This is a genomic window from Thermomonas sp., assembly GCF_019104945.1.
Classification (GTDB): Bacteria; Pseudomonadota; Gammaproteobacteria; order Xanthomonadales; family Xanthomonadaceae; genus Thermomonas.
The window spans coordinates 74,328-94,646 of the sequence record NZ_JAHRWW010000010.1 but is presented as its reverse complement, the minus strand read 5'-3'; the positions used below and the strand labels follow the sequence as shown (position 1 = coordinate 94,646).

At 59.4% G+C, this 20,319-nt stretch carries 19 protein-coding genes and 1 pseudogene; 11 read left to right on the top strand and 9 right to left on the bottom strand.

From position 1 onward, the window contains the following. The 8 genes and pseudogenes from KUL77_RS02790 to KUL77_RS02755 all read left to right on the top strand — a co-directional run. Nucleotides 1-111: pseudogene (locus KUL77_RS02790) on the top strand (alpha/beta hydrolase); the annotation flags it as partial. Then, nucleotides 108-1,205, top strand: a complete 1,098-nt coding sequence (gene zapE / locus KUL77_RS02785; protein ID WP_297143319.1) for a cell division protein ZapE — start codon at nt 108-110, stop codon at nt 1,203-1,205. The pseudogene KUL77_RS02790 and the gene zapE, both read left to right, overlap by 4 nt. Continuing rightward, the gene (gene queF, locus KUL77_RS02780) at nt 1,202-2,023 is read left to right on the top strand and encodes an NADPH-dependent 7-cyano-7-deazaguanine reductase QueF (RefSeq protein ID WP_297143316.1); all 822 of its coding nucleotides are present in this window, start codon (nt 1,202-1,204) and stop codon (nt 2,021-2,023) included. The genes zapE and queF overlap by 4 nt, the downstream gene beginning before the upstream one ends. Nucleotides 2,024-2,029: 6 nt before the next feature. After that, nucleotides 2,030-2,524, top strand: a complete 495-nt coding sequence (locus tag KUL77_RS02775) for a hypothetical protein (RefSeq protein ID WP_297143313.1) — start codon at nt 2,030-2,032, stop codon at nt 2,522-2,524. 104 nt (nt 2,525-2,628) lie between these two features. Next, a complete protein-coding gene (locus tag KUL77_RS02770; RefSeq protein WP_297143312.1) occupies nt 2,629-4,842 on the top strand; it encodes an NADP-dependent isocitrate dehydrogenase in 2,214 nt (737 codons plus the stop codon). Between the two features lie 44 nt (nt 4,843-4,886). Next, the gene (locus tag KUL77_RS02765) at nt 4,887-5,735 is read left to right on the top strand and encodes a methyltransferase (protein ID WP_297143309.1); all 849 of its coding nucleotides are present in this window, start codon (nt 4,887-4,889) and stop codon (nt 5,733-5,735) included. A gap of 7 nt (nt 5,736-5,742) precedes the next feature. Continuing rightward, entirely contained in the window at nt 5,743-6,282 is a 540-nt protein-coding gene (locus tag KUL77_RS02760) for a pseudouridine synthase (RefSeq protein WP_297143306.1), read from the top strand. 63 nt (nt 6,283-6,345) lie between these two features. Beyond that, nucleotides 6,346-7,473 (top strand): HAMP domain-containing sensor histidine kinase, encoded by a 1,128-nt coding sequence (locus KUL77_RS02755; protein WP_297143304.1) that lies wholly within the window; start codon nt 6,346-6,348, stop codon nt 7,471-7,473. Here KUL77_RS02755 and KUL77_RS02750 read toward each other — a convergent pair. Both KUL77_RS02750 and hrpB read right to left on the bottom strand, forming a co-directional pair. Continuing rightward, entirely contained in the window at nt 7,470-7,793 is a 324-nt protein-coding gene (locus KUL77_RS02750) for a hypothetical protein (protein ID WP_297143301.1), read from the bottom strand. The two genes, KUL77_RS02755 and KUL77_RS02750, sit on opposite strands and share 4 nt — an antisense overlap. Nucleotides 7,794-7,868: 75 nt before the next feature. Beyond that, the gene (gene hrpB / locus KUL77_RS02745; RefSeq protein WP_297143298.1) at nt 7,869-10,373 is read right to left on the bottom strand and encodes an ATP-dependent helicase HrpB; all 2,505 of its coding nucleotides are present in this window, start codon (nt 10,371-10,373) and stop codon (nt 7,869-7,871) included. Nucleotides 10,374-10,507: 134 nt separating this feature from the next. Here hrpB and KUL77_RS02740 point away from each other — a divergent pair, with 134 nt between their 5' ends. Continuing rightward, a complete protein-coding gene (locus KUL77_RS02740) occupies nt 10,508-12,544 on the top strand; it encodes a TonB-dependent receptor (RefSeq protein ID WP_297143295.1) in 2,037 nt (678 codons plus the stop codon). Nucleotides 12,545-12,622: 78 nt separating this feature from the next. On the opposite strand, the gene panE is transcribed toward KUL77_RS02740, so the two are convergent. Beyond that, entirely contained in the window at nt 12,623-13,558 is a 936-nt protein-coding gene (panE, locus tag KUL77_RS02735; protein WP_297143292.1) for a 2-dehydropantoate 2-reductase, read from the bottom strand. Between the two features lie 87 nt (nt 13,559-13,645). Here panE and KUL77_RS02730 point away from each other — a divergent pair, with 87 nt between their 5' ends. Continuing rightward, the gene (locus tag KUL77_RS02730; RefSeq protein WP_297143289.1) at nt 13,646-14,449 is read left to right on the top strand and encodes a TatD family hydrolase; all 804 of its coding nucleotides are present in this window, start codon (nt 13,646-13,648) and stop codon (nt 14,447-14,449) included. 53 nt (nt 14,450-14,502) lie between these two features. Here KUL77_RS02730 and KUL77_RS02725 read toward each other — a convergent pair whose 3' ends face one another. The 4 genes from KUL77_RS02725 to KUL77_RS02710 form a co-directional block, all read right to left on the bottom strand. Continuing rightward, the gene (locus KUL77_RS02725) at nt 14,503-14,958 is read right to left on the bottom strand and encodes a hypothetical protein (RefSeq protein WP_297143286.1); all 456 of its coding nucleotides are present in this window, start codon (nt 14,956-14,958) and stop codon (nt 14,503-14,505) included. A gap of 87 nt (nt 14,959-15,045) precedes the next feature. Beyond that, nucleotides 15,046-15,291, bottom strand: coding sequence for a lysozyme inhibitor LprI family protein (locus tag KUL77_RS02720; protein WP_297143283.1), 246 nt, complete (start codon nt 15,289-15,291; stop codon nt 15,046-15,048). Nucleotides 15,292-15,540: 249 nt separating this feature from the next. Then, complete coding sequence (locus KUL77_RS02715; protein WP_297143280.1) at nt 15,541-16,314, bottom strand: ABC transporter permease; 774 nt, start codon at nt 16,312-16,314, stop codon at nt 15,541-15,543. Beyond that, nucleotides 16,311-17,249: an ABC transporter ATP-binding protein gene (locus KUL77_RS02710; protein WP_297143278.1), complete on the bottom strand. Its 939-nt coding sequence runs from the start codon at nt 17,247-17,249 to the stop codon at nt 16,311-16,313. Before KUL77_RS02710 ends, KUL77_RS02715 begins: the two co-directional genes overlap by 4 nt. 42 nt (nt 17,250-17,291) lie before the next feature. Between KUL77_RS02710 and KUL77_RS02705 the strand changes: the two genes are divergently transcribed. After that, a complete protein-coding gene (locus KUL77_RS02705) occupies nt 17,292-18,104 on the top strand; it encodes an FAD-binding oxidoreductase (RefSeq protein WP_297143334.1) in 813 nt (270 codons plus the stop codon). Between the two features lie 24 nt (nt 18,105-18,128). Here the strand turns inward: KUL77_RS02705 and KUL77_RS02700 are convergent, their stop codons facing one another. Continuing rightward, nucleotides 18,129-18,710 carry a hypothetical protein gene (locus KUL77_RS02700; RefSeq protein ID WP_297143276.1) on the bottom strand — a complete coding sequence of 194 codons (582 nt, stop codon included), beginning with the start codon at nt 18,708-18,710 and terminating at the stop codon, nt 18,129-18,131. A 92-nt stretch (nt 18,711-18,802) separates the two neighbouring features. After that, on the bottom strand, nt 18,803-19,828 hold the full coding sequence (locus tag KUL77_RS02695; RefSeq protein ID WP_297143273.1) for an OmpA family protein: 1,026 nt from the start codon (nt 19,826-19,828) through the stop codon (nt 18,803-18,805). Nucleotides 19,829-20,319: the final 491 nt, after the last annotated feature.

The following is a 20,319-nucleotide window of genomic DNA, read 5'->3' as shown; positions in this document are numbered from 1 at the left end:
CTGGTGCGTTTGCCCGAAACAAGCCACTTCTTCCATCGCAAGCTCATGGATCTTCGGCAGATCGTGCAGCACGAAATTCGCGCGTGGCTACCGCAACCTGCAACCGCATGAATAATTCATCTCCTTCCACGCGCTATGCAGAAGGCGTAACGCGTGGCGATTGGCGCGATGACCCCGCGCAGCACGAAGCGCTTGCCGCACTCGATCGCATCCATGCAGCGTTGTTAGAACCCGCAGCACCACGCGGTCTGTTGCAGCGTTTGTTTCAACATGAGACCCCGCAGCCGGTGCAGGGCTTATATCTGTGGGGCGGGGTGGGGCGCGGCAAAACATTTTTAATCGACCTGTTTTACGACAGCCTGCCGTTCGCAGAAAAACGCCGCACCCACTTCCACCGCTTCATGCGTGATATTCAAGAACGCCTGAACGAGCACGCCAATGCGCAAGACCCACTTGCGCTGATTGCACGCGAATGGCGAAGCAAGCTGCGCGTACTCGTGTTGGACGAGTTTTTTGTCATCGATATTGGCGATGCAATGCTGCTTGCGCGTCTGCTTGAGCACCTGTTTGCTGAAGGTGTCACGCTTGTAACCAGCTCCAACGCCGCGCCAAAGGATCTTTATAAAGACGGCCTCCAGCGCGCGCGGTTTCTGCCTGCCATTGCCATGCTGGAACAGCAGTGCCAAGTCGTTGAGCTGGTCAGCGCTACCGACTATCGACTGCGTGCACTCACCAAATCACCCGTGTATCACGCGCCGTTAGATAATCAATCCGACGCATGGCTGCGCCAACGCTGGATGGAGCTGAGCAGTGATACCTCGCATATGAATGCCGGTATCGAAATTGAAGGCCGTCGCATCGCCGTACGGGCGCGCACCAAGGGACTGTGCTGGTTTGATTTTGATGCGCTCTGCGATGGCCCACGCGGCACCGCCGACTACATCGAAATCGCGCGCGAGTTTCACACGATTCTGCTTGGCGGCATCCCGCGCTTCGATGCACTGCGTGATGATGCCGCACGCAGATTCGTCAACCTCATCGACGAGCTGTACGATCGCCACGTCAATCTTATTTGCACAGCGGCCACCACACCCATGGATCTCTATGCGGGTGAACGCCTTGCAAGTGCCTTTGAACGCACCAGCTCACGCCTGATTGAAATGCAGTCTGCCGAATACCTAGCCCACGAGCACCGCAGCGAATGAATACACACTCCCCAACGGGCTCACCGCTCGGCCGTGACACGGCGTATCCCAGCCATTACGACGCCAGCTTGCTGTACCCAATCCCACGCACACAGGCGCGCAGCACGCTTGGTGTGAACGAATCCGCGCTGCCTTTTATTGGCCACGACCGCTGGCAGGTGTTTGAATTGTCGTGGCTCGACGCGCGCGGCAAGCCGCGTATCGCAACGGCCACGCTTTACGTGCCTGCCACGTCACCCAATTTGATCGAATCAAAATCGCTCAAGCTCTATCTCAACTCGTTCAATGCCAGCCGCTTTGCGTCGGATGACGCCGTGCGTCAGTGCATCGAGGCCGATCTCTCGCACGCCGCAGGCGCATCCGTCAGCATGCGTTTTGGTGTTCCCGCGCTTGAAGCCGAGAGCGATGCACTCCACATCGACACTCTCGATATCGACATTGATCATTACGGCCCGCCTGATGCCTCACTGCTACGCGCCGATGCGTCGCAAATCGTTGAAGAACATCTACACAGCGCGCTGCTGAAATCCAACTGCCCGGTGACGGGTCAGCCCGATTGGGCCGACGTCAATATCGTTTATACCGGCCCGAAGATCGACCACGAAAGCCTGCTGCGCTATCTAGTGAGCTTCCGCGATCACGCAGAATTTCATGAGCAATGTGTCGAGCGTCTTTTTATCGAAATCAGCACACACTGCGCACCGCAGCAGTTGTCTATTGAAGCGCGTTACACCCGCCGTGGCGGGCTCGACATCAACCCTTGGCGCGCCACGCCCAACAGCGCGCCGCCTACAGCCCTACGCACCGTTCGGCAGTAGTTCGCAATGCGTGCGCTACTGGCTTTTGCTCTTCTCCTGCTGGCGGCTTGCCAACCACAGCGTGCGCCGCCGCAAGAAAAAACCAGCTCCGCAGGCAGCGCGCCTTCCGCTAAATCCGCGCTGCCTGCACAAGCCGTTCATGTGCTGCGTATGGAGCTTGGCAATGCGTTAGATGCCACATCACGCGTTACGCGCCCGATGCAACAGTTCGACCCAAGCGATACGCTGTTTGTTTCCATCGAGCTGAGTACTGCTAACCCTACCCAACCACACCTTATCGGCGTGCGCTGGAGCCATCTCGATAGCAAACAAACAGTGCTTGAAGAACACCGCACGCAACCAATCCCAACGGCCACATGTCTTGCCTTCCAAATAAGCAAACCCGATGGCTGGCCCGGCGGTCACTATAAAGTTGAAATTTTGCTCGATGGCCAGCTGGCGCAGACGCGGTTGTTTGAGGTATTCGCCAAAGTATCACTTGCGCCGCCACCTCGCTCATAATGCGGCCGCAGCACCGCTATGCCCTCCGGTCATGGCCATGGTTTTCCCCTCCCGCCCGCAATCGGCGACAATGGGGGCTTCCTTCGTAAGCCGATGCCATCGCCATGTCCAAGATCCTCTACACGCTCACCGACGAAGCGCCGTTCCTCGCCACCGCCAGCTTCCTGCCGATCGTGCAGGCGTACGCCAAGACCGCAGGGGTCGATGTGGAAACCCGCGATATCTCGCTGGCCGCGCGCATCCTCGCGCAGTTCCCGGAAGCGCTGGGCAGCAAGGCGGTGGCCGATGATCTGCGCGAACTTGGCGAGCTGGCCAAGACCCCGGAAGCCAACATCATCAAGCTGCCCAATATCAGCGCCTCGGTGCCGCAGTTGAAGGCGGCGATCAAGGAGCTGCAAGGCAAGGGCTATCCGCTGCCGGCCTATCCCGACGAACCGCAGACCGACCCGGAGAAGGACGTGCGCGCCCGCTATGGCAAGGCGATGGGCAGCGCGGTCAACCCGGTGCTGCGCGAGGGCAATTCCGACCGTCGCGCACCGAAGGCAGTCAAGGCCTATGCCAGGAAGCACCCGCACCGGATGGGCAAGTGGAGTGCGGAGTCGAAGTCGCACGTCGCGCATATGGACGACGGTGATTTTTACGGCAGCGAGAAGTCGCATGTGATGGCCGCCGCAGGCAATGTGCGGATCGAATACACCAGCGCCACCGGTAGCAGCTTCCCGCTGCGCGGCCCGGTCAAGCTGCTGGCCGGCGAAGTGATCGATGCCACGGTGCTCAGCGCGGCCAAGCTGGCGGCGTTCATCGATGCACAGATCGCCGATGCCAAGGCGCAGGGCGTGCTGTTCTCGCTGCACTTGAAAGCCACCATGATGAAGGTCTCTGACCCGATCATGTTCGGCATCGTTGTTCGCCGTTTTTATGCACCGGTGCTTGAGAAACATGCCGAGGCGCTGGAATCTGTGGGCTTCAACCCCAATAACGGCATCGGTGATCTGTACGCGCGCCTGCCGCAGTTAGATGCTGCCGTGGCGGCGCAGATCGAAGCCGACATCAGCGCGTTGTACGCGCAGCGGCCGGGTGTGGCGATGGTGAACTCGGATAAGGGCATCACCAATCTGCACGTGCCGTCGGACGTGATTGTCGATGCTTCGATGCCCGCGATGATCCGCGATTCGGGCAAGATGTGGAATGCCGAAGGCAAGCTGCAAGACACCAAGGCGGTGCTGCCCGACCGCAACTACGCGGGTATCTACCAAGTGGTGATTGAAGATTGCAAAGCCAATGGCGCGTTCGACCCGGCGACGATGGGCAGCGTGCCCAACGTCGGCCTGATGGCGCAGGCGGCCGAGGAATACGGCAGCCACGACAAGACCTTCCAGATCAGCGGCGACGGCGTGGTGCGGGTGATCGACGATGCGGGTAACGTGTTGCTGGAACAAGCAGTGCAAGCCGGTGACATCTTCCGCATGTGCCAGACCAAGGACGCGCCGATCCGTGATTGGGTCAAGCTGGCGGTCAACCGCGCCCGCCTCAGTGCAACGCCGGTGGTGTTCTGGCTGGATCCGCAGCGCGCGCATGACCGCGTGCTGGCGGGCCTGGTGGAAACCTATCTGAAGGACCACGACACCAGCGGCCTCGACATCCGCATCCTGTCGCCGATCGAGGCAATGCAGGTGTCGCTGGCGCGCATCCGCAAGGGCGAGGACACCATCTCCGCCACCGGCAATGTGCTGCGCGACTACCTGACCGACCTGTTCCCGATCATGGAGCTGGGCACCAGCGCCAAGATGCTCTCGATCGTGCCGCTGATGAACGGCGGCGGATTGTTCGAGACCGGCGCCGGCGGCAGCGCGCCCAAACACGTGCAGCAGTTCGTGGAAGAGGACTACCTGCGCTGGGATTCGCTGGGTGAGTTCCTGGCGCTGGCGGCCTCGTTCGAGCACCTGGCCAACACCACCGGCAACAAGGCCGCGCAGGTGCTGGCCGATGCGCTGGACGCGGCCAATTCCAAGTTCCTCGACAACGACCGCTCGCCGGGCCGCAAGCTGGGCACGATTGATAACCGCGGCAGCCATTTCTATGTGGCCCTGTACTGGGCGCAGGCGTTGGCCGAGCAGACCACGGACGCCGCGCTGGCGGCAAGGTTCGCGCCGCTGGCCAAGACGCTTTCCGAAGGCGAAGCGAAGATCGTGGAGGAACTCGTCGCGGTGCAGGGCAAGGCCGTCGATATCGGCGGCTACTACCAGCCGGATACCGCTAAATTATCCGCCGCCATGCGCCCGTCGGCTACGTTCAATGCGGCACTCGCGGCGCTGTAATCCTTGTTTCCATTAGGCTGACGTTTGTTTCGATAGGAGCTGTCATGATGAACTCTCTGCTACTGTCCACCATTACTGCGCTGTTGCTTGCAAGTGGTAGCGTTTCTGCGCAATCGCAAACAACGGCACCAGTCGCATCGTCAGCCCCCGGTGCCGCGCTCGACGCGGCGCTGGCCGGTGATTGGCGCGCACCGCAGGATGTGCTGCGCGACCGGTACCGCCACCCGGGTCAAACTCTCGCGTTCTTCGGCGTACAGCCCGATGAAACGGTGATTGAAATTACTCCGGGCGGTGGTTGGTACGCCGATATCCTTGCGCCCTATCTGCATCCGCGTGGCCACTATGTTGCCGCTGTTTGGGACGATGCCATCCCCGGCCAGCCCGGCTACCGCTATGCGCTGAATAAAACGCTACGCGAAAAGTTTGCTGCCAAACCTAGCGTTTACGGTGCGCCTGAGCTGCGCGTATTTGATGCCAAGGCCCCGCATTTCGGCCCGGACAATTCCGCCGATACCGTGCTGACCTTCCGCAATGCCCATAACTGGGTCGCCGACGGTAATGCCGAAGCGTATTTCAAAGCCTTCTTCAATGTGCTGAAACCCGGCGGCATCTTGGGCGTGGTGGATCATCGTGCGAAACCCGGTACAGATTTAGAGACGATGAAAAAGAGTGGCTATCTCACCGAGGCGCTGATCACGCAACTGGCGACGCAAGCGGGCTTCGTGTTGGAGAGCAGCAGCGAGGTCAATGCAAACACCAAGGACACCGCTAATCACCCTAACGGCGTATGGACGCTGCCACCGAGTAATAATCACGACAAAGCCGATGACGCCAAGTATCAGGCCATCGGTGAAAGCGACCGCATGACGCTGCGTTTCAAGAAACCCGACTAATCATTGCGTGTTGATCGCATTCAACAAGCCCTACGGCGTGCTGTGTCAGTTCACCGATCGCAGCACACCGCCGCGCCGCACGCTGGCCGAGTTCGGCTTGCCCCGCGATGTGTACGCCGCCGGGCGCTTGGATTTTGATTCAGAAGGCCTGCTACTGCTCACCGACGATGGCCGCCTCGCGCATCGGCTCACCGACCCTAAGCACAAGCAGCCCAAGACCTATTGGGTGCAGGTGGAGGGCGCGCCGAATGAAGACCAGCTCGCGGCGCTGCGTGCGGGTGTGCTACTCAATGACGGCCTCACACTGCCCGCACGCGTTAAGCAGATTGCAGCCCCGCCACTGTGGCCGCGCGACCCGCCGGTGCGGTTTCGCAAAACCGTACCGGATGCATGGCTAGAATTGACCATTCACGAAGGCCGCAACCGGCAAGTACGGCGCATGACCGCGGCGGTTGGGTTACCAACACTGCGCCTCATTCGTGCAGCCATCGGCACAACGCACCTTGATGCGCTACAGCCCGGCCAATGGCGCTCTTGCAGCGCATGATGCCAGCACCCGCATTTATGGCTACTATTCAGACGTCACGCACCGTCACGGATCATTGATTGAATGCCGCAACACATTGCTACAACAGGTCATATCCTGCTGGTAAGCAGCCAGTTGCCCAGCGATTCTTCTTTGACGCAACTACTACAAAGTAGTGGCCATAGTGTTTTATTGGCCTCGAATGCCGACAGTGCGTTGGCCTTCGCCGGAATCCGTTCACCCGACCTTGTCTTGATCGACGCGCCGCTTCCCGGGCTTACCGGGATGGATCTGCTTGCAGCACTGCATAAGCATCCCAATACGCGACACGTTCCACTGATCTTTCTAACGCCCGAGCACAATCCGCAGCGCCTACTTCATGCCTTCGACTCTGGCGCCGTCGATTACATTCACAAGCCGTTTGCCCACGAGGAACTGCTGGCGCGGGTGCGTGTCCACATGCAGCTCAAACTTACCCGTGATCGATTGGAACAGGTCGCCAACGAGCGCCAACAATTGGTCAACCTAGTGGCGCACGATTTGAAAAACCCACTCACCAGCGTGCTGTTTGCTTGCGAGATGTTGGAGCAACCCAACTGCAAACCAGAACGCACGCCGCGCTATTTGCAGATCATCAACGAAAGTACCCATGAAGCACTGGGGTATATCCGTGGATACTTGGAAAGCCAATCACCGGCGGCCTCACAGCCCGACATGAGTATCACGCCATCCACCCATTTAGGCGACACGCTGCGTTGGCTGGCTTCACGCTATGAATTGCAGCTTGAAGCCAACGGTGTTCGCCTGCGGGTGGACGATGCGCACGGCAATGCTTGCGTGGCGATTCGCCGCGAAGTGTTGCGACAAGTGGGCGAAAATCTTGTGAGCAATGCGCTGAAATATGCGCGTGCAGGCGGCGAGTTAGAAATTTTTGCGCGCGCGGGCACACCCGGATACTGGCAGCTTGTTGCCCAAGACCGTGGCCCTGGGATTCCCGATAATTTTCAGCCGCTGCTGTTCAAACCTTTTCAACGCCTACATGCGCAAGACAGTGCAAGCGTCGCCTCCAACGGGCTAGGGCTGGCATTGGCGCGGCAGATTATCGTGAGCGCGGGTGGCCGCCTGTGGTATGAAGACCGTGAAGGCGGCGGCGCACGCTTTACGATTGAGTTGCCCGAAGCCGGAAGCCCGCCCGCGAACGAATACGCTTAAACGCCGTAGTCGTCCTGCACGTGTTCGCCACGACGCACCGCTTGCACGCGCCGCACTTGGCCTTCAATCACCGCCTGCTGTTTGGCGCGGTGGCGCATCGCAAGCCAGAGTAGGCCCGCACCTGCCACGGCCGCACCCACCAGCACAGGGTTGCGGCGGATAAAGCCACTGGCCACTTTTGAACTGGCACGCAACGCACCAAGCGCCGCACCGGTTTCAATCCATTGCACGGCCTTATCCGGCACCTTATTACGCAGTCCATCGCCAATTTCACCGAGTAGATCCAGCGCGCGGTCTTGTGCTTTATTGAACTTGCCCATGATGATCTCCGTAACGTCATGGCGGGTGGTAAAGAGTATGGCGCAAATAATGACGGCATGGGGTGAACCGGTCGTTTAGGTTCCTCTCGGTTTCGCCCGATGGGTCGCGGTGGCGCTCCATGGGTCTTCCGGCCACGGGTGGCGCGGATAGCGACCCTTCATTTCCTTTTTGACTTCCGCATAGGTATTGGCCCAGAAGTTGTGCAGGTCGGCGGTCACCTGCAGCGGCTTGCCTCCGGGCGAGAGCAGGTGCAGCAGCAGCGGCACCCGGCCATCGGCCACGCGCGGGGTTTCTGCAAGGCCAAACAGTTCCTGCAGCTTGACCGCCAATACCGGCGGTGCAGGCTCGCCGTGGTCGTCGAGCTGATAGTCGATGCTGCGCTGCAGGCCGGAAGGCACTTCGATCCGGGTCGGGGCCAGCTGTTCGATGCGCTGGCGCAGGCCCCACGCCATCCCCGATTTCAACGCTTCGCCCAGCTCGCTTTCACTCAGCGCATCCAAGCGCGTTTTTCCTGCGAAGGCGGGCTTCAACCACCGCTCCAGCGAGGCCAGCAGCGCCGCCTCCGATAGATCGGGCAGGTCTAATTCCGGCATCCACGCGCGCAGGCACTGCACGCGGATCCGCCACTGCGTGAGCGCCTCGCTCCACGGCAGGCAGTCCAGCCCCAGCCCGCGCACCGCCGTGACCAAGGCCGCAGCGGCCAGCGCCGGGTCGGCCCGGCCGGCGGATTTGCTGGACAGCACGATGCCGTCAAAGCGCTCGATGCGCTCGTTCACCAGCGCGCGCTTGCCGGCATCCCAGCGCACCTCGTCGCCTTCGCGGAACTGCGCGGCAAACGCACGCCGCAGCCAGGCCTCGTCCACCGGCGCGGCGCGCAGCAGCAGGGCATCCTTGGCTTCAAAGCGCAGCTCGCTGAGCACCAGCCACGGCTCGCCGTACAGCGCGCTGTCATCGAACAGCCGCGCCATCCGCCCGTTCGCCAGCAGGTAGCGGCGCGGGTCCTGCGGATGCTGGCGCGCGATCCGGTCCGGGAAGGCGTGCGCCAGCAGGTCGCCCAGCGCATGCGCTGGCGCGGATGCAGGCGGGCCGGCATCACAGCGCAGCCGGCGCCGCCACTGCTTGGCCGCGGCATCGATCAAAGCCAGCGCGCTGCGGCTGGCGTCAGCGCCCACCCGCCCGGCGCGAAACGCCGCCAGCGCCTGCCAGCGCGCGGCCAGTGCATCGGAGCGCGTGCGCAGCGGATCGCGCGCTTCCACCAGCGCGGCAAGATCGCAGGCCAGCGCCACCCGCGCAGGCTCGGTATCGGCCAGTAGCATCGCCGCCAGCCGTGGATGCGTGCCCAACGCCAGCATGCGTTGGCCGCGCGCGCTGATCCTGCCGTTTGCCTCCAGCGCGCCGAGCCGCTGCAACAGCTCGCGCGCCGCCGCCAACGTGCCGCTGGCCGGCGGATCGACGAAGCGCAGCGCAGCACTGCCCCAGGCCGCCAGTTCCAGCGCAAGGCCAGACAGTTCCACTTGCGCGATCTCAGGTTTTCGCTGCGGCTCTAAGCGCTGCGACTGCGGCCATAGCCGGTAGGCGAAGCCGTCTGCCACGCGGCCGGCGCGGCCGGCGCGCTGGTCGGCGCTGGCCTGCGAGATCGCCACGGTCTCCAGCCGCGAGAAGCCGCTGTTCGGGTCGAAGCGCGGCTCGCGCGCTAGCCCGGCGTCGATCACCACCCGCACCCCCGGCAACGTCACCGAGGACTCGGCGACATTGGTCGCCAACACCACGCGGCGGCGGCCATCATCGGCCGGCTGCAGCACCCGGGTCTGCTGTTCGATGGGGAGCTCGCCGTGCAGAGGCAGGATTTCGATGCCACAGGCAGAAGTCGCGCCCTGCATCGCGCCGAGCATCTGCTCGACCTTCGCGATCTCGCGCTGCCCCGGCAGGAACACCAGCACGTCGCCGGGATGTTCGGCCAGCGCCTGCTCGATCGCGCGCCTGAGCTGGTGCTCCAGCGCTTCCTCGCGGCGCACGGGGAAATGCGCGATGGTCACCGGAAAGCTGCGGCCCGCACTCGACAAGCGTGGCGCATCGAGAAACGCCGCCAGCCGCTCGCCATCCAGCGTCGCCGACATCACCACGATGCGCAGGTCCTCACGCAGCCCGGCCTGTACGTCCAGCGCTAGTGCCAGGCCCAGGTCGCCACTTAGATGCCGTTCGTGGAATTCATCGAACAAGATCGCGCCCACGCCCTCCAGCAGTGGATCGTCCTGCAGCATGCGGGTCAAGATGCCCTCGGTCACCACCTCGATGCGGGTGTTCGCGCTGATCTTGTTTTCGAAACGAATGCGATACCCCACGGTCCCGCCCACCGCCTCGCCCAGCTGCTTGGCCATAAAGCCGGCCGCTGCGCGCGCCGCCACCCGGCGCGGCTCCAGCAGCACGATCTTCTTTCCGCCAAGCCAAGCGGCATCCAGCAAGGCCAGCGGCACCTGGGTGGTCTTGCCCGCGCCCGGCGGCGCTTCCAGCACCAGGCGCGGATGGGCCGTGAGTGAAGCCAAGAGGTCAGGGAGCAGGGGAGTGATCGGGAATTGCATGCATGCATTTTAGAAGTTCCAGCACAACTTCTTTAACGCTTTCAAATGCTATTGATTCTCGTTATTATCTGCGCACATTTTTACCCCCTCTGTCCCAGCCATCGCCAGCGGACCTTAACTTGGAGTCCTGCTCGATGCTGTCTTCTCTTTTTACCCCCCGCCCACTTTCGGCGGCGCTGATGCTTGCGCTGCTGCCCTTGCTCCCCGCCCGTGCGCATGGTGCCGATGACATTAAAAAAATGGACGCCGTTGTGGTTACTGCCACAGGTGCGCAGCAGTGGATCAAAGATGCTCCCGCCAGCATCAGTGTCATCACGCGTGAAGAAATTGAACGCAAGCCAGTTAGCAGCATTGCACAGCTGCTGAGTACCATTCCCGGCGTTACCGGAGGCTATGGCCTCTCCGGCGCGCAATCTAAAATCCGCATGCGCGGCCTGCCGGAGCAGTACACACTCATCCTGATCGACGGTCGCCGTCAGGGCAATTCTTCCGGTGTGAACTATCGCGATGATCTTGGCCCACAGGATCTCAACTGGCTTTCGCCCGACATGATCGAGCGTATTGAAGTTGTTCGCGGCCCCATGTCTTCGCTGTATGGATCGGATGCGATGGGCGGCGTCATCAATATCATCACGCGCAAAACCGCATCGGCGTGGAGTGGCTCCGCTACGCTCAATTACAGCACGCCAGATTCCGCCACGCGCGGCAACACCACCCAGTTTGGGGCTTTTCTCAGCGGCCCTATTACTCAGAGTCTTGGCGTTCGCGTTGGCGCCAATCTTACCGATCGGAAATCGGATCAGGGTGCTAGGCAAACACCCGGCAATAAGGCTGAGAACTTCAACCTTTTGCTCAACTGGTCAATCAACGACAGCCATAGCCTCAACATTGAAGCCTCACGCGGCACGCAGCGTAATAGTGGCTCAGCTGCTGTGTATGCGTGGGGCCTGTCGGAGCTGGTGCAAACCGGCTATGTCTTGCGCCACTCGGGGCGCTATAACGACGCTACTTCCTCTGAAATATCGCTTGTCGATAACGAGTATGAAGACAAGGGTGGCAACGTTGGCAACCACTCTCGCGAAACCGTATTCGACGCATCTCTCAACACAGGCTTCCACTGGGGTGTAGAACACCAACTCAATGTGGGCGGGCAGTTGCGGCGCGAAACGCTGCAAAACAAAAACACCATCGGTACGGTACCCATTACATGGACCGGCAGTAGCCGCATTAGCCCAAAAAACCAAGCAGACACATGGGCTTTGTTTGCGGAAGACCATATGACGCTGCATGAGCGTTTTACGCTAACGGCGGGTCTACGCTGGGACAACGCAGAGAGCTACAGTGGCCATTTCAACCCACGCCTCTATGGCGTTTGGCACCCTACTGAAACCTGGACGCTGCGTGGCGGTGTCTCCACGGGTTTTCGTGCACCCAATCTCAAGCAAAGCGCCGCCGGTGCCGCAACACGATCGCGCGGTGGTGGTTGTGGCAGCCTAACGACAGAGGGCTGGACTAGCCGATCAACCAATGCAGATGGAAGCCTCGGTTGTTATATGGCGGGCAACCCTTATCTAAAGCCAGAAACCAGCATCAATTATGAGTTTGGCGTTGGCTTCGACCGCAACGACTACGCATTCTCAGCCACCTATTTCTTAACCAACTTCTCGGACAAAATTCAGCAAGTTCCATTGCGCGACATTGCTGGATTTACCTCTAGCTTCGTCAACGGCTATTGGTGGACCGTTTCGCAAAATATCGAAAAAGCCCGCACCCGTGGCATTGAGACCAGCGCTTCAATACCGCTGCATGAACGTGTACGGTGGACCATCAACGCTACACGCATGCTGGAATCAAAAAACCGCAGCACCGGTGCGACACTTCTAGTGGTTCCAGAACTCACCGCCAACACCGCATTAGACTGGCAGGTTACGGATGCGTGGTCTGTTAACTTAAGTGCGCAACATATCGGCAAACAGCTTGTTTCAAGCACCTATATAACCTTTGCCAAGGCATACACCACACTGGATTTGGTGACCGATCTTGATCTTGGGAAGTCCCTCACTCTGCGTGCAGGTGTGCGCAACCTTGGCGATGTATCCACCCTGGAAGAAGGCAATAATTACGACGGTGGTGCACGCGTCTTCTTCGTTGGTGCCAGCGTACGGTTCTAAATCGAACGATTAGGCAGTTGCAGGTGGCGAAGGCTCACCTGCAACTGCTTTGATAACTCGGCTTAGGGCTGCGCCATTTCATTTGTTGGCATCGCTCCCCCGAAGCGCCAAGTAGCAATTCGCCGTTTGCAGCAGCGGCGTCACAAGATCGTTCGCCTGTGCGCGCTGCAGCATATCGCCCACGATATGCGCAGCCTCGGTGCGGTGTCCTGCCAACAGATCACGCAACATGGAGGCCTTCAATGTTGAACCAGGTCGCGTCAGCATCTCCAATGCGGCGGCCTGTGCATTGTCTGCAACCGCATGGCCCTCTGCTGTCGCCACCGCGAGACACTCTGCATACAGGCCACGCAGAAAAGCAGCGCCTCCTTCTACTGCCACAATTTCACCAACGCTGGCCTGCATCAAGCAAGTGCCCGCCGCTAGTGCGGTGAGGAAACTATATTTATCCCACTGCGCCGCACTAATCGCGTCAGTGGCCACCACATCGATACCCGCGTGCTGGCATAGCGCAAGCAGCGCCGCAACGCACTCACGCTGACCATCTTCGCGCGCACCAAACGTTAGTCGTTCCAATTTACCAAGATGCACGATGCTGCCATCGTCTGCTTTAGTCACACTGATATGACACAGCCCACCGAGCACCGCCGCGTGGCCAAAGCGCGCATCCAAGACATCGTAATGCGCTAGCCCGTTGAGAATGGGCAACACCGCAGTCTGCGGCCCTACCGCAGGAGCAATCGCTTCTATCGCACTGTTCAGGTCGTAAGCTTTGCAGCTCAATAGCACAAGGTCGAAGGGTTGCTTCGCAATCTCTGTAGGCAATGTTTCTTGCGTGAGGCAAGGAGCCTCCATATGACGGTCACCTAAGGGGCTACGCACAGACAGCCCATCGCGCTGCAATTGCTGCGCACGCGCGGCGCGCACCAAAAAGTGCACATCGCACCCCGCCTGCAGCAACTTGCTGCCGAAATAGCCGCCGGTGCCACCGGCACCCAATATCAAGATTCGCATTGCGATGTCCTATGCACATTCAATGATTCAACCTGTCTCAGGATAGCGCAAGGGTGGGAAAGCACCGTCTGCATTTACAATAAGCAGATGGATCTCATTGATATTGGGCTGAACCTCAGCCACGACAGTTTTGACCACGACCGTGACGCGGTCTGGCAGCGCGCACGCACTGCGGGTGTGACCCGCGCCATCCTCACCGGCGCCTGCCGCGCGCACTCACCGAAGGCGCTCGAACTGGCACGCACGCGCCCCGGCGAATGGTTTGCCACCGCTGGTGTGCACCCGCACCATGCCAGCGAATACACCAACGAGTGCGATGCCGAAATGCGCGCTCTGCACGCGCACCAAGAAGTGGTGGCGGTGGGCGAATGCGGGCTGGATTATTTCCGTGATTTCTCACCACGTCCGGCCCAGCGCAGCGCGTTTGAGCGTCAGCTGCAAATCGCGGTGGACACCGGCAAGCCGCTATTCCTGCACCAGCGCGATGCCCACGCCGATTTCATGGCGATGATGAAGAACTTCGATGGCCGACTTGGCCCAGCGGTGGTGCATTGCTTCACCGGCAGCCGCGAAGAACTGTTCGACTACCTCGACCAAGACTGGCATATCGGTATCACCGGATGGCTTTGTGATGAACGACGCGGCGCGCACCTGCGCGAGTTGGTGAAGTCGATCCCGGCCAATCGACTGATGATTGAAACCGACGCGCCCTACCTGCTGCCGCGCACGATCAAGCCCACCCCCAAGGATCGCCGTAACGAACCGATGTATCTTGCGCACATCGTGGAAGAGTTGGCGCGTGACCGTGGTGAAAACGTGGTGCAGACGGAGGCGGCCAGCACCGCCACCGCCACCGCGTTTTTTCGTTTGCCAGAATGGCATAACGCTTGAAACAAAAACGGCGAGGGAACAGCCTCGCCGTTGGTTCCGCATATCCCGCTGGTTCAGCCGGCTTGCTCTGCTTCCATTTTTGTAACCGTTTTTTCCAGTTCTTTCACGGCTTCCTGCATCTTCTTCAGCTCCTCCGGGTCAGGACGCATGGCACGCAGTTGTGCGCAACTTTCTTTCATCCTTGTCGGATCCTGCAACGCACCTGCCTTGACCTGCGCAGCGATCAGTGTGTACTGGGCGTCGATACCCGCGGTCGACACACCGCTCTTGGCGGCTTCTTGTTTGATCTTTGCCAGCGAAGCAGCGCTTTCGGCAGGCGTACTTAGGCCGCACTGCTCGACCGCCGCCATCATCGATAGCGCGATTTTTATCCCGTCCTGCTCGGTCATCGCTTGCGGCGCATCGTCCATCTCTTCGTCTGCGGTGTTGGCTGCAGCATCAGCCGGCTGCTTGCAGGCAATCAAAACAAGACCAATCGCCAACGCCAGCGCGGCGGATTTCATCGACATCGTAACTATTCCTAATTCGGGGGAGTGCGGAGTATAAGGCAAAAACTGAGATGGCTTTCACGTTTTTCACGCCATCAACGGCGCAATTCATTCGGGCTGAAACCCAACAAGCTGATCTGTACGCTGGCGGGTCAACCACGTGACGATGGCTTGCTTGTCCCAATAGCGTGCATCGGCGAATGTCAGCCACGCATCGCGATATTTGAGCCAAGCCCGCTGGGTTTCGCGAATGCCGGCACGGGTGACCGTCGTATTCGACAAGCCTTCTGCGGCGTCTTCTTGCCGCCAGCTTTCCGCCTCGACGGTTTCCAGCAGCGCAAGGTAGGCGTCCATCACCTGCTCGCTGCGATCAACGACAAATCCTAGGTGCCACAGCCGTTCATGTCGGTTTCTTGCTCGGCACTGACACCGACATAGGTGGAAGCCGCATCGCGCAAGGCATCAAACGCAGCACGGCTCGCATCAGATCCATGCTTGCGCAACTCCGCCAGCCGCTTGCTGCGCCACTCTTCACCAAGCCGTGCGTTGTGGAGCGCGAGTCGCCCGCCTGCGAGAAAGTTCCTTTTTCATCACTACTCTTCTTTAGCTGCGCAACCCAACACCGCGTTTCATTAGCCACAGTGCAATGCTTGCAAGCACCAGTACGAAGCCCAGCATCAGTGCGTAGGCCACCCATAGCGGTACGTCGCTCTGCCCAAGCAGACCGTAGCGGAACGCATTGACCATATAAAAAATGGGGTTGGCGTAGGTGGCCGCCTGCGCCCAATCTGGTAGCAAGCTGATGGAATAAAACACGCCGCCTAAATACGTCAGCGGAGTGAGGATGAAGGTGGGTACGATGGCGACGTCATCAAATTTTTTCGCAAACACCGCGTTGATAAACCCTGCCAGCGAAAAGATCACCGCACCCAGCAGTACCGCGCTCAGGGTGACCAGCGGGTGGGGCACATGCACCGTGGTAAACAGCAGCGCGATGACCAGCACGATCGCACCCACCATTAAACCGCGCAGCACGCCACCGGCCACATAGCCAGTAAGGATGACCCACTGTGGCATCGGACTGACCAGCAGCTCTTCCACATAGCGGCCAAATTTTGAACTGAAAAACGACGACGACACATTGCCGTAGCTGTTTTGAATCACACTCATCATCACCAAGCCCGGCACGATGAACTGCATGTAGTCGATCCCGTCCATCGCGCCCACGCGCGAACCGATCAAGCCACCGAAGATCAAGAAATACAAGGTCATGGTGATGGCGGGTGGAATCAGGGTCTGAGTCCAGATGCGCAAAATGCGGCTGATCTCGCGTCGTGCAATGGTGCCTAACGCAATCAAATTCACATGCGTACTCACGCGGCGTCCTTTGCGGTCATCCGCACAAAGAGTTCTTCTAAACGGTTGCTCTTGGTGCGCATGGAGCGCACACGAATGCCTGCCGCATCCAGCGCGGCAAACACACGGTTCAAATCCATTTCACGCGGCATGTCCAACTCCAGCGTCATTGCATCGCGTGCCACAAGAACTGTTCCTTCAATCATTGGAAGCGGAGCAGGTAATGGCGCTTCTACATCCATCACAAACCCTTCCACATCGAGCTTGGCCAGCAGCGCACGCATCGGCCCCTGTTCAACAATTTGCCCGTGATCGATGATCGCCACGTTGCGGCACAGACTCTCGGCTTCTTCTAGATAATGCGTCGTCAAAATAATGGTGGTGCCTTCGGCATTGATCTCTTCCAAGGTCTTCCACATGCCGCGGCGAATTTCGATATCCACACCTGCCGTTGGCTCATCCAAAATCAATAGTCGCGGTGCGGTCATCATGGCGCGGGCAATCATCAAGCGCCGCTTCATGCCACCCGACAACGTGCGGCTCACCACCTGCGCTTTTTCCCACAGATGCGCACCTTTCAGTACCACTTCTGCACGCTGCAACGCCTTCGCGCGGGGCATGCCATAAAAGCCGGCGTAATTCACGCAGATATCCAGCGGCTTTTCGAACATATTGAAGTTGAATTCCTGCGGCACTAGGCCAATCAGACGCATGGCGGCATTGCGTCTGGTATCGATGTTTTCACCAAACACCTCCACGCTGCCTGCACTTTTATTCACCAGCGAGCTGATGATGCCGATCATCGTGCTTTTACCCGCGCCGTTTGGGCCGAGCAGGGCGAAAAAATCCCCCGGCATCACATCAAGGCTCACGTTTTTGAGTGCCTCAACACGGTTCTCGTAGGTTTTACGCAGCTCGCGTATCCGCAGCGCTGGCGTTTCTGTTGAAGATGTCATTATTGTCCTTGTGCACAGTGCTTTGCGCAGGAAGCCGGTAGTATAGGCAGCCCCGTGGCATTACTCCCGCCACACAGTGTTGCTAAAACCGTGGCGATTCCCCATTTTCCGCTAAAACTCGTGTCCCGCCGCATGATCGCCCCTACCGTGGCGCATCTTGCCTTTACCCGCGATGACGGCCAGCCCTTGGCCTGCATTCCGGGGCAGTTTATTCAAATTCACTTCCAACTGGCCGATGGCAGCGATGCGCGGCGCAGTTACTCCATTGCCGTAGGTCGCGCGCTCGATGCCGCCCCCGATGGGCGGGTGGAGATCGCGGTGAGTTATGTCCCGGGTGGCGCTGCAACCGCCTTGTTCGAAGCCTTGGAGCTTGGTGCCTGCGTCAATGCCAGCGGGCCGTTTGGACGATTTTGCTTGTTCCCTAACGACGCCAACCGCCGCTATCTGCTGATCGGCACCGGCACCGGCGTGACCCCGTACCGCGCCATGCTGCCGCAGCTAGAACAGCAAATGGAGCAACGTGGAGTGGAAGTCGTCCTGCTGCAGGGCGCACGCACCCCCAACGAACTGCTCTATGGTGATGAGTTCCGCGCGTTTGCCGAAACCCATCCTAATTTCCGCTATATGCCCTGTCTGTCGCGCGAACTGCCTGTGGAGGGCTCTCTGCACGCGCATACCGACGTGCGCCACGGTTATGTGCAAAACGTACTCACCGAGCTTACGCCCGATCCCTCCACCGACATCGCCTATCTTTGCGGCAACCCCGATATGGTCGATGCTACGTTTGAAGCACTCAAGGAAATCGGGTTGCCCATTCCAATGATTCGGCGCGAGAAGTACGTCAGCAACAAGTAAGGGTTGCGCTTGGCTTGGCAGCACCTATTGCGCTGCCGCCAAGCCAAGCGCCAGGCGCAGTGCCTCGCCCTTGTCGTGATGTACTTGCAGCACTTCTGCGACCGGCGTGCGAATGATGATCATCGGGGCATAGCCGCCCCATTCACCCAAGTGCCGCAGCAACTCGGCAGCGTCTTGATCGCGTTTCGCCTGCATAGCGACAGATGGCAATGCAAAGCCCTTATTGCTACCAAGGTCATTCGTGCGGAAATAATCATCCAGCGCCTTGCTTGGGTTGTTTGCGGCCAACAGAACATTGGCGATAGCGGCGCTATCTTGTTTCATAAACGCCACCGGCGCCCAGCGCACACCCACGCCGCGGAAGTCTTCGCTTTGCAGCCGCCAATACAAGTCCGCGCAAAACGGACACTTGGCGTCGAAGATCACGTAAACATTTGCTGGCTGGCCCGACGTTACGCCAACCGGAATCGCCGGGCTTGCTTCCAACACCGCCCATGCCGATGCCGGCAACGGCGTCAAATGTAATTCAACACCTTGTGCATGCATCGCTGCGACAGCGGCGGCCGTTGCCGACGCAAATTGGCCTTGCCCGGGCTCCACTGCCACCGTGTTTGGTTGCGCTGGAAGTCCAACGCATGCCGATAACAAGCTGGCCACCGCAAGCAATACCAAACCCACACACCACCGCATTACGTACATCACTGCTTCACCAACTCCACCCTACGGTTCTTGGCTTTGCCTTCTGGCGTGGCATTGTCTGCCACCGGCTGGCTGTCGCCGTAACCGTGCGCGGCTAGACGCGTCGAGGCAACCCCTTTGGTGGCAAGTGCTGCCACCACCGCGGCGGCGCGGCCTTCCGACAAGGTCTGGTTGTGTGCCGCTTCACCGCTATTGTCGGTATGGCCGTTGATCGCTAGCTTTAGCGACGGATCGTCCTTCAGCAATTGCATCACTTGTTCAATCTGTGGCTGCGAATCCGGCAGGATGTCGGTCTTGTCGGTAGCGAACTTCACCTGCAAGGCCACCTTGCCAGCGCTGTCCAATTGTTTCTTCATTTCACTCGCTGGCAACAGCTGTGCGGTCTGCTGGAAGGCTTTTTCTTGGCCGACGATGATGCCGCCCTGCGTCGTGCCCTGGGCAAAATGGATCCAGATGTTGCCGTCGTCGCGGCGCACCAGATAAACATTGGCCATCACGCTTGTGCTGTAGACGTCCCCCAGCCCCTTGATGAATCCCATCGTGATTTCATCACCCCAGCTCTTGACGGTGTCGTAGGGAATTTGCTCTTCCGAAACCTTCACCCCACCCATCTGCTCGACTTGGGCCTCTAGGTTTTTGCGCACTTCATACGGGCTGTACTCACCCTCGTTTTCAGGATACACATTGACCAGATAGAACCGCCCTTCCACCCAATGCGCCTGACCCTTCACCCAGAAGGGGAAGCGCGCGAACCGCTTGGTTTCGGGTTCGCCGTTGCTCATGTAGCCCGATGGAAGACTGATGTAGGGAAAATCGCCCAGCGCCACATGACTGAGCGGGACTTGGTTGATATCAAATTCGTGCGTCGCAGGCTGTGCCTGCTGCACCTGCTCTGATTTCTTGGCTACTGTTTGTGCAAGCTCTGCGGCTTGGTTGGCCATATTGGCCAAATCGGTTTTTTCCTTGCACGCCACTAAGGATGCGGCAATGCACATGCTAAAAAAAATACCGGTTGCGTAGTTCATCGTTAACATCCTGCTCTGAAGTGAGATAGAAATTTGCAATTGCTCGTCTTTTACCCAACATCATGGTGCTAGCGCGCTGCCGCTGCGCCGCTTGGTCCACGGGTTGGCAGTGGTTCGTCTGCGACTAAACGCACTACTGGGTGAATGCTTCTGGTGCTATCGGTGTTGCGTTCTGCTGAGGCAGGTCTGTCTTAATCAACGCGCAGGCGGCAGCATGTTTCGCGCAGGATGTATTGAAACCAAGCAAGTTGGCCTGCATCCGGCTCTTGAATAGGGGATAAGCTGCTTTCAATGCCGCTTGGTCTCGCTACTAGTACGAGCTGCCTGTCGCTAGCGAGACGTACTCGGTCATGCCCTGCCCGATGATGTGGCGACGCCCCCGGTTGCTTGTATCTTCTTCACGAGAACCCCTCCATTTGTGCAGGTTGCCGCCGTTTTCTGGCACCCGAACCGATTGCTTCCATTGCTGTAATGACCCCACCTGATTTTTA